The organism is Streptomyces cahuitamycinicus, assembly GCF_002891435.1.
Classification (GTDB): domain Bacteria; phylum Actinomycetota; class Actinomycetes; order Streptomycetales; family Streptomycetaceae; genus Streptomyces; species Streptomyces cahuitamycinicus.
Genome location: NZ_POUC01000331.1, coordinates 1 through 9,230 on the forward strand (window position 1 = coordinate 1; position 9,230 = coordinate 9,230).

At 72.8% G+C, this 9,230-nt stretch carries 7 protein-coding genes and 2 pseudogenes; 4 read left to right on the forward strand and 5 right to left on the reverse strand.

Annotation, left to right across the window (positions count from 1 at the left end; genetic code table 11):
- The 3 genes and pseudogenes from C1J00_RS31730 to C1J00_RS31740 form a co-directional block, all read right to left on the reverse strand.
- Positions 1-219 (reverse strand): annotated as a pseudogene (locus tag C1J00_RS31730) (transporter); the annotation flags it as partial.
- A complete protein-coding gene (locus C1J00_RS31735) occupies positions 216-1,007 on the reverse strand; it encodes an ABC transporter ATP-binding protein (RefSeq protein ID WP_102912433.1) in 792 nt (263 codons plus the stop codon). The gene C1J00_RS31735 and the pseudogene C1J00_RS31730, both read right to left, overlap by 4 nt.
- 134 nt (positions 1,008-1,141) lie before the next feature.
- On the reverse strand, positions 1,142-1,804 hold the full coding sequence (locus tag C1J00_RS31740; RefSeq protein ID WP_102912434.1) for a bifunctional DNA primase/polymerase: 663 nt from the start codon (positions 1,802-1,804) through the stop codon (positions 1,142-1,144).
- Between the two features lie 305 nt (positions 1,805-2,109).
- On the opposite strand from C1J00_RS31740, the gene C1J00_RS31745 reads away from it, so the two are divergent.
- Together C1J00_RS31745 and C1J00_RS31750 are read left to right on the forward strand one after the other, a co-directional pair.
- Positions 2,110-3,495 (forward strand): NsdA family TPR-like regulatory protein, encoded by a 1,386-nt coding sequence (locus C1J00_RS31745; RefSeq protein ID WP_102912435.1) that lies wholly within the window; start codon positions 2,110-2,112, stop codon positions 3,493-3,495.
- A 200-nt stretch (positions 3,496-3,695) separates the two neighbouring features.
- On the forward strand, positions 3,696-5,663 hold the full coding sequence (locus C1J00_RS31750; protein WP_102912436.1) for a hypothetical protein: 1,968 nt from the start codon (positions 3,696-3,698) through the stop codon (positions 5,661-5,663).
- Positions 5,664-5,706: 43 nt separating this feature from the next.
- On the opposite strand, the gene C1J00_RS31755 is transcribed toward C1J00_RS31750, so the two are convergent.
- Positions 5,707-7,017, reverse strand: coding sequence for an ABC transporter substrate-binding protein (locus C1J00_RS31755; RefSeq protein ID WP_102912437.1), 1,311 nt, complete (start codon positions 7,015-7,017; stop codon positions 5,707-5,709).
- Positions 7,018-7,134: 117 nt separating this feature from the next.
- Here C1J00_RS31755 and C1J00_RS31760 point away from each other — a divergent pair, with 117 nt between their 5' ends.
- Complete coding sequence (locus C1J00_RS31760) at positions 7,135-7,635, forward strand: SCO4402 family protein (RefSeq protein WP_102912438.1); 501 nt, start codon at positions 7,135-7,137, stop codon at positions 7,633-7,635.
- A 72-nt stretch (positions 7,636-7,707) separates the two neighbouring features.
- Complete coding sequence (purU, locus tag C1J00_RS31765; RefSeq protein ID WP_102912439.1) at positions 7,708-8,589, forward strand: formyltetrahydrofolate deformylase; 882 nt, start codon at positions 7,708-7,710, stop codon at positions 8,587-8,589.
- Positions 8,590-8,672: 83 nt separating this feature from the next.
- On the opposite strand, the pseudogene C1J00_RS31770 reads toward purU, so the two are convergent.
- Positions 8,673-9,224, reverse strand: a pseudogene (locus tag C1J00_RS31770) (MDMPI N domain containing protein); the annotation flags it as partial.
- Between the last annotated feature and the right edge of the window lie 6 nt (positions 9,225-9,230).

The window sequence follows — 9,230 nt, forward strand, 5'->3', positions numbered from 1 at the left end:
CCCGAGCCCCAGCACCGCCACCGCCAGCACGACCACGGACTCGGCGTGCGCGTGGCCGCGCAGCGCGATCAGGCCGATCAGCTGGAGCGCGGCGAACAGCAGGGCGAAGACGGCGGAGGTGATGTAGGCGGCCTTCCGGCCGCCGGACTGCCGCAGCCCGTTGCGCAGCAGCGACAGCTTCAGCCGTACGAAGACGGGGGTGATCGCCTCGGTGCTCACCGGGCCCCGCCGCCCAGCCAGTCGAGATCGGACCCGGCGTCCCGGCTCTGCGCGCCGACGAGTTCGAGGAACGCCCGCTGCAGCGAGGGCGCGTCCCCGCGCACCTCGGCGAGCGTGCCGGTGGCGCGGATCCGCCCGGCGGCCATGACGGCGACCCAGTCGCACAGCGACTCGACGAGCTCCATGACGTGGGAAGAGAACACGACCGTGGCGCCCGAGGCCGTGTACCGCTCCAGGACGCCCCGGATGGTCTGCGCGGAGACGGGGTCGACGCCCTCGAACGGCTCGTCCAGGAAGAGCACTTCGGGATTGTGGAGGAGAGCGCTGGCCAGCCCGATCTTCTTGCGCATGCCGGTCGAGTAGTCGACGACTAGCTTGTGCTGGGCCCCGGCCAGGTCGAGGACGTCGAGGAGCTGCGTGGCCCGCTTGTCGACCTCGGCACCGGGCAGCCCGCGCAACCGCCCGGAGTACGCGAGCAGTTCCCGCCCGGAGAGCCGCTCGAAGAGCCGCAGCCCCTCCGGCAGCACCCCGATCCGGGCCTTCACCTCGACGGGGTCCCGCCACACGTCGTGGCCGACCACCTCGACGGTCCCGTGATCGGGCCTGAGCAGCCCGGTCACCATCGACAAGGTGGTGGTCTTCCCGGCTCCGTTCGGCCCGACGAGCCCGATGAACTTGCCCGCGGGCAACTCGAGATCGACCCCGGCAACAGCGACCTGCTGCCCGAACCGCTTCCAGAGCCCCTGTACACGCACAGCGCTGGATCCCACCACGCCTCCCTCCGTCACCCTGCACCCTACGGTGGGGGATCGCGCTCAGGGGCGGGGGACTGTGCCAATGCGCGGCTCCGCAGCGTGGGCGCGAACAGCCACGGGCGACCCGCACTCGCCACGAAGGGGCAACCACGCAGACGATCAGGCGCTCACCGGTCCCTGCCGCACGCGTAGGCCAACGGCGAGATCAACTCCTCCGCATCCGGCAGCCACCTGTTCGCCGGGGTCGGCCGGCAGGCCCACTGCACAGCCCCCCGGGACCCGAAACGCGTAGGCGGCGCAGCCACATACGCTCCCTCACCCAGCACCGTCAGATCCAGTGACGACACCGACCACCCCAGCTTCCGCACCAGGTCCGGCACCTTCACACCGGCCCCCGGCAGCACGAAGAACTCCATCCGCCGGTCCGGCGTGAGCGTCACCGGCCCGAGCGTCAGCTCCATCCGCTCCATGCGTGCGAGCGCCAGGAACCCGGCCGTCTCCGGCACGGAGATCGCGTCGAACGTCCGCCCCGTCGGCAGCAGGACCGACGCGGTCGGCTGCTTCTGCCACATCCGTCGCGCGACCGTCGCACTGCCCGTCGCCTGCGTCGCCCAGTCCGGGCGCGCCGGGTGCGACCCGGGCGCCGGACACGCCGCGTCACCGCAGGAGCAGCGCTGGTTGCCGTCGACGGGTTCCAGCCAGGTGCCGGGGAACACGTCCCAGTGGCGCTCCTCGGCGTAGCGAACAGCGGTCTCCAGCAGCGATTCCCCGCGCTGCTTCGGGATCTGAGCGGCTTCGGTGCCGGCGATCGTCTCTTCCACGATGAACACAACTCTGGTCGTCACCAGGGGTTACGCCCACCCGTGTGCGCGGGGGAGAGCACCGCCCCTGTTCCCGGGGCGCATGGGTGCATCTGCGGGGGCGCGCAGGAGGATCGGTCGCGGAGCTGGGTAACCACGAGTGGGGCCGGCAGCAGCCGTTACCCCGGCATTCCTCACATGCCTCGCATTTTCGCCTGGTCGGCGGGGCATTGATCTTCACGGCCGGATCCTTTCGCCGGGACGTGAGGGGTTCGGCCGCGGAAGACACGTCAACTCGGTGCGTGGGCAGGCACCGCAGCCTCAGGGGGTACGCCATGGCCGCAAGGCCTCTCGTCGCCCGTCAGCCGAACGAACGGCTGCAGGCGCTCATCCAGGAAGCCGGATGCTCCAACGCGGGCCTGGCCCGCCGGGTCAACATGTGCGGTGCCGAGCACGGCCTCGACCTGCGCTACGACAAGACGTCGGTGGCGCGCTGGCTGCGCGGGCAGCAGCCGCGGGGCCGGGCACCGGCGATCATCGCCGAGGCGCTGGGCCGCAAGCTCGGCCGTACGGTCACGATCGACGAGATCGGCATGGCCAACGGCAAGAACCTCGCCTCGGGTGTGGGCCTCCAGTTCTCGCCGACCGTGCTGGGGGCCATCGAGCAGGTCTGCGAGCTGTGGCGCAGTGACGTGGGGCGGCGGGACTTCCTGTCCGGTTCCTCCGTCGCGGCGTCCGCGCTGGTCGAGCCCAGCCGGGACTGGCTGATCTCCGCGCCCGACGCGCAGGTCTCGCGCTCGGCCGGGCCGCGGGTGGGGCAGTCCGACGTGCGGGCGGTGCAGGCCATGACCCAGGCGCTGGCGGATCTCGACCACCAATACGGCAGCGGGCATGTGCGGCCGGTCGTCGTGCACTACCTCAACAGCGTGGTCTCGGGGCTGCTGGCGGGGTCGTACCGGGAGGCGGTCGGGCGGGACCTGTTCGCCGCGGTGGCCCGGCTGACGGAACTCGCCGGGTACATGGCCGTCGACACCGGCCAGCCCGGCCTGGCCCAGCGCTACTACATCCAGGCCCTGCGCCTCGCACAGGCCGCCGGGGACCGCGGCTACGGCGGGTACGTCCTCGCGGCCTCCATGAGCCATCTCGCCGCCCAGCTCGGAAACCCGCGGGAGATCGCGCAGTTGGCGCGGGCGGCGCAGGAAGGGGCACGGGGGCGTGTGTCGCCCCGGGCCGAGTCGATGTTCCTGGCGGCGGAGGCGCGCGGGCACGCTCTCATGGGCGACGTGCGCGCCGCCCAGTCCTCGGCGGGGCGCGCGGTGAGCGCCCTGGAGGCGGCCGACCCGGCCGCCGGGGACGACCCGGTGTGGATCGCGCACTTCGACGAGGCCTACCTCGCCGATGAGTTGGCCCACTGTCACCGGGACCTGGGGCAGGCCGAGGCGGCGGCCCGGTGTGCGCAGGAGTCGCTGGCCGGGCATCCCGTGACGCGGGCGCGCCGCCGGGCCATCGGCTATGTGCTGTTGGCCACGGCGCAGGTGCAGCAGCGGGAGATCGAAGAGGCGTGCAACACCGGCATGAAGGCCGTGGAACTGCTGGAAGGGCTGCGCTCCAACCGGGGCGCCGAGTACCTGGAGGACTTCCAGCAACGGCTGGAGCCGTACCGGGACGAGGCGGTGGTGAGGGAGTTCGGGGCGCGGCTCGACCTGCAGACGGCGGCGTGAACACAGGGTCTGCGGATGCGTGACGTGCGGGAAACGGCTGCTGGACGCGTAGGAGGTGGCCTGGGCAACGTGGCGTGACCCGCTGGTGTTACCGCGCTCACAGGGCCGGAGGCCGGGCCCTGTGCTGCGTGGCACGGGGCTCTGGGGACCCGGTAGCGTGACCCGACGATTCACAAGGTCCCCCATTAGTAGGAGTCCCGGTGACGCAGAGTGGACAGGGCGAGGAGCCCTCGGCGCGCCCCGCGCGCGAAGGCATCGTGCTGCCCTCCGACGGTGGCGAGCCCCTGCTGCCGGGCATGACGGGCGGACCGGGCGACGCCCAGGGCCGCCGGCCCGTCCCGCCCCCGGCGGGCGGACCGCAGGCCTCGGCCCCCGCGGAGGGCCAGACCTGGGGCCAGCCGTGGGGCCCCGACCGGCAGCAGACCCCGCCCCCGCCGCCGGGCCAGACCTGGCAGTCCCAGCCCCAGCAGTGGAGCACGCAGGAGCCGCCCGCGTGGGACGCGCAGGCCCCGGGCGCACTCCCGCCGGAGGGCGCCCAGCCCCCGAACCCCTACGCCGGCCCACCGGCCGACCCAGGCCCGTACGGCACGGCCCAGCCGCCCGCGGGCCACACCGGCTACGACCCGTACGGCACCGCCGGCGCGGGAGCCCCCCGGCCCCCGGAGGGCTCCGGCGCCCAGCCGCAGCCGGGACAAGGCGCCCAGCCGCAGGACGGCTCCGGGTACGGATATCCGCAGGGGGCCGGTCTGCCCGCCGCCGGTGCGTACGGCACCTCCGCCGGCTCCGGCGCCCAGCCGCAGGGCCCCGACGCCTACGGCACCTCCGCCGGCTCCGGCGCCCAGCCGCAGCAGGGCTCCGGCGGGCAGGGGCAGCCGGGACAAGGCGCCCAGCCGCAGGACGGCTCCGGGTACGGATATCCGCAGGGGGCCGGTCTGCCGTCGGCCGCTGACGCGTACGGCACCCCGGGCGGGGGAGCACGGCCGCAGCCCGGCGCCGAGGCGTACGGCGGCGGTCTGCCGCCGGGCTCCGGTGCCTACGGGTCCGCCGACGGGGGAGCCCCCGGGCCCGCGCCCGCCGACGAGGGGGCGACCCAGTACATACCCCCGGTCGTGGGGGACGCGGCCGCCGCGGCCACGCAGTACCTGCCGCCCGTCGCGCCGTCCGGCGACGAAGGGGCGACGCAGTACATACCCCCGGTGGGCCCGGGGGCGCTGCCGCCCGAGATGCCTTCCGGGGGGGACCCCGAGGCGACGCGGTTCCTCGGGACCGGGCCCCGGACCGGGGCGGGAGCCGGGCCGCTGCCGGCCGCCTCGCATCCGGACGCCGAGGCGACGCAGTACATCCCGCCGGTGCCAGGCGGGGACAAGCAGCCGCCCGCCGAGTTCGACAACCTCTTCCGCAGCCAGGGGGGCGCCGAGAGCCCCGCAGGGGCCACACAGCAGATGCCCCGCATCGAGCAGCCCGGGCCGCAGCCCTCGTACGCCGCTCCCGGGGCCTCCCAGGAACCGCCCGCCGGAGGCCGGTCGCGCGGTGGCCGTGCCGGCTCGCGTGTACCCGTCATCGCCGCCGTCGGCATCGGCATCGCCGTCCTCGGCGTCGGCGCGGGCGCGCTGCTCGCCGGTGGCGGCGGCGGTGACGACGACGGCGGTGACAACAAGCCGGTGGCCGCCTCCGCACCCGCGGCGGACGGCTCCGCCTCCCCGTCCGCCGACCCGGCCCGGGCCCAGGCGGTCGAGCTGGACAAGCTGCTCGCCGACAGCGGCAACAGCCGCAGCACGGTGATCAACGCCGTCGCCGACGTCAAGGGCTGCGACAACCTCTCCGAGGCCGCCAAGGACCTGCGGGACGCGGCCAAGCAGCGCACCGGGCTGGTCACCCGGCTCTCCGGCATCGAGGTCGACGAGCTGCCCGGCCACGCCGCGCTCACCACCGCCCTCACCAAGGCCTGGCAGGCCTCCGCCTCGGCCGACAACCACTACGCGGCCTGGGCCGACCAGACCGCCGGCAAGAAGGGCTGCAGGAAGGGCCAGGCCCGGCCCACCGGCCAGACCCAGGCCGGCAACCGGGCCAGCGGCGTGGCCACCGCGGAGAAGGCCAAGGCGGCCGGGCTGTGGAACGGGATCGCGAAGAAGTACGGTCTGCCCGAGCGGCAGCCGACGCAGCTGTGACGGGGGCGGTCCGGGCGGGACGTGAACTGCCGGGCGGAGACGCTCAGTAGTTCACGTCGGCGTTCTGCAGCGTCCTCGTCGTGTCGACGAAACCCCTGCGCGCCGAGACCAGCCGTCCCTCCCGCACCACCTGGAGGGTCACGTTCGCGTTGACCAGACGCGGGAAGCCCACGGCGGCGAGCTTGTCCTGGAACCGCCAGCGCAGCGTCGGCGTGAGGCCGCCCGTGGTGACCTTCAGGCCGTCGTCCAGGGCCTCGGTGACCGAGTCGGCGGACACCTCGCCGTCGCCGAGCGACTCGACGGCCTGCCGGAACACCGTGTAGGCGATCCAAGTGGTCTGCACTCCGGCGTCCGCGGGGTCGATGCGGTTGTCGCCGAAGGCCTGCTCGCGGATCACCCGCTTCATCCCGTCCCAGCGCGGATCGCTCGCCACCGGATACCAGCCGGTGATGTACGAGCCCTCGTAGGGGCCCGACGCCCCGCCGGTGGCGTCGATCACCGTCTGGTCGACACTGCCCAGCACGGTGGCGGTCCGCACCTCGGGGTAGTCCTCGCGGGCCCGCCGGAAGGAGTCCATGAAGGTGCCGTTGCGGTCCCCCAGGGCGGGCACCACACACCCCTGGTCCGCCGTGCCGGTGCTCGTCGTGCGCAGAGCGCGCTCGGCTTGGCCGTCGTACTCGGTGGCGTCCTCCGCGGCCCGCTGGTCGTTCGAGGCCCGGTGCCCGCCCGCTTTGAGACCGGAGTCGAGCAGCGGGGGCAGCTGGTCGCCCGTGATGGTGTCGGGCCTGATCAGCGTGACGGGCCCGCACTCGGCGAGGGCACTGCCGAGACCGGCCAGCAGCGCGGGCTGGCCGCCGTTGACGGGGTACGACAGGGGGCTGGTGAACTCGGCGTTGGTGGCGCCGTAGCCGCCCAGGTAGGGGATGCCGGCGCCCTCCAGCGACGGGAAGAAGGAGTCCGCGTACTGGCTGTAGGACCCGACGACGGCGACCACGTTCTCCTTGACCGCCCGCCGGGCGCACCTGGCGGCGGCCACGCTGTCGTTGTGGTCGTTGCAGGTCAGCACGTTCAGCCTGCGGCCGTTGATCCCGCCCTTGGCGTTGATCCAGCGGGCGTAGGCGAGGGCGAAGGCGGGCATGCCGGGCTTGTTGGTGGCCTTGGTGCTCTGCGGAGCCCAGGTCATGACGGTGATGGTGTCGTCCCCGGCATCCCCCGTGGTGCCGGGGACGACACCGCATCCGGCGAGGAGCGACGCGCACGCGACCGCCGTGCCCGCGGACAGGACGCCTTTTCTGGCGTGACGGGTGAGGAGGCCGGGGAGGAATGTGCTGCGGGTGCGTCGCCTGCCGGTCATGGTTCCGCACGATTCCGCCACACGGCCAACCCGTGAGTGATCGCAGGTCGACAATGGGTGACGCGCAGGTGAATTGCGGGGGTGGATGTGACCGATGTGGAGGGGAACGTACGATCGATGACCGTGCAAGCTTCGGAGAACTCTTCCCGTCGTGGCCGTCGCTCATCCACCATGGGCGGCATGCCTGTCAACGACATGCCGTGGTGGCGCTGGCGCAGCAACGTGCGCTCGGCCCTGCACATGCTCTCCGATCCCGGGTTCCAGCGGGACGTCTGGCTGGCCGGCGTGGACGGCTACGGCGACGTGACCGACGCGGTGTACCGGCTGGTCGAGGACACCTGGCTGGACCACTGGTCCGCCGAGAAGTACGTCGGCACGATCTTCCGCGACGCGCAGGAGGCGGCCCTCGTCGACAGTGCGGTGCTGCGGGTGCTGCGGATCATGCACCAGGTCGGGCCGGATGCTCCGGTCGCCGCGTATCTGGAGCACGAGGCGTGGCCGGAGGCGGTCCGGGCGGCCCGGGAGGCGCATGTGCGGCTCGCGGCCGGTGACGGCGAGGAGCCGGACACGGCGCCGCGCAGCCTGGACGTGCTGCAGATCATGACGAGGTCCGCGTAGCGGTTTCGCGTAGCGGTTCCGCGCAGCGGGACGATTGCCGGTGGTGTGGTCCCCTGTGGGACCCTGTCCTGCATGAACGAGCAGTCCACCAGCACCGCGGTCCCGGCCGACCAGTACGTCCTCACCCTCTCCTGCCCGGACAGGAAGGGCATCGTGCACGCCGTGTCGAGCTATCTGTTCATGACCGGCTGCAACATCGAGGACAGCCAGCAGTTCGGCGACCACGACACGGGACTGTTCTTCATGCGCGTCCACTTCTCGGCGGACGCGCCCGTGACCGTGGAGAAGCTGCGGGCCAGCTTCGCGGCGATCGGTGACTCGTTCCAGATGGACTGGCAGATCCACCGGGGCGACCAGCGGATGCGCATCCTGCTGCTGGTCAGCAAGTTCGGGCACTGCCTGAACGACCTGCTGTTCCGGGCCCGCACCGGCGCGCTGCCGGTGGAGATCGCCGGAGTGGTGTCCAACCACACTGACTTCGCCGAGTTGGTGGTGTCCTACAACATCCCCTTCCACCACATCCCGGTGACGAAGGACACGAAGGCCGAGGCCGAGGCGCAGCTGCTGGGGATCGTGCGCGACGAGGGCGTGGAGCTGGTCGTGCTGGCCCGGTACATGCAGGTGCTCTCGGACGACCTGTGCAAGGCGCTCTCGGGGCGGATCATCAACATCCACCATTCGTTCCTGCCGAGCTTCAAGGGCGCGAAGCCGTATCACCAGGCTCACGCCCGGGGTGTGAAGCTGATCGGCGCGACGGCTCACTACGTGACGGCCGATCTCGACGAGGGGCCGATCATCGAGCAGGAGGTCGAGCGGGTCGGGCACGATGTGACGCCGGAAGGGCTGGTGGCGATCGGGCGTGACGTGGAGTGCCAGGCGCTGGCGCGGGCCGTGAAGTGGCATGCGGAGCGGAGGATTCTCCTCAATGGGCGGCGGACGGTGATCTTCGCCTAGGAGCTCGGGCCGGCCTGTTTCGTGGCGGCTGCGGGTTGTGGGTGGTTGTTCGCGCAGTTCCCCGCGCCCCCTGAGGTCGGGCTCTACATCCGGCTCAGTGAAGCGGCCGCGAACAGGACGTCCCTGATCGCCTCCCGATCTCCCACCTGCCCCGCCGCCGCCTCCTGCGGGGGCACGTGGCCGGCGGCCAGGCGGCAGAACTCGACGCCGTCCAGGGCCACGTGGGCCACCTCGTGCTCGGCGGAGCCCTTCGCCGCGGGGGAGTCCAGCGGGATCAGCCACTCGCCGCCGCCCGAGCCCTCGATCTCCAGGCGGAGGCTGCGGCCCGGTTCGCCCGCCGCGACCAGATGACGATGGGGGGCGGCGGAGGCCAGACCGGCCCGGCGGCGGTGGGCCAGGGCCGTCGGCAGCATCCGGGCCGCCAGGTCGATCATGCGGTGCAGATGGCGCGGCGAGGGCGGGGCGTAGGGGTAGTCGACCGCGTCGGCGATGTCCTCCGCGTGCACCCAGCACTCGAAGGCGCGGTCGAGCATCGCGTCGTGCAGGGGCAGTTCGAAGTCGCCGTACGACACCGGCGTCTTCCCCGCGCCGCCGCCCGTGAAGGACACCGTGCGCACCAGGCTGTGGCCTGTCTCTTATAC

What these genes read in the sequence shown, in the direction of transcription:
- C1J00_RS31760 (WP_102912438.1), top strand. Translation starts at nt 7,135, where the DNA reads ATGACCGTGCAAGCTTCGGAGAACTCTTCCCGTCGTGGCCGTCGCTCA.
- C1J00_RS31745 (WP_102912435.1), top strand. Translation starts at nt 2,110, where the DNA reads ATGGCCGCAAGGCCTCTCGTCGCCCGTCAGCCGAACGAACGGCTGCAG.
- C1J00_RS31755 (WP_102912437.1), bottom strand. Translation starts at nt 7,017, where the DNA reads ATGACCGGCAGGCGACGCACCCGCAGCACATTCCTCCCCGGCCTCCTC.
- purU (WP_102912439.1), top strand. Translation starts at nt 7,708, where the DNA reads ATGAACGAGCAGTCCACCAGCACCGCGGTCCCGGCCGACCAGTACGTC.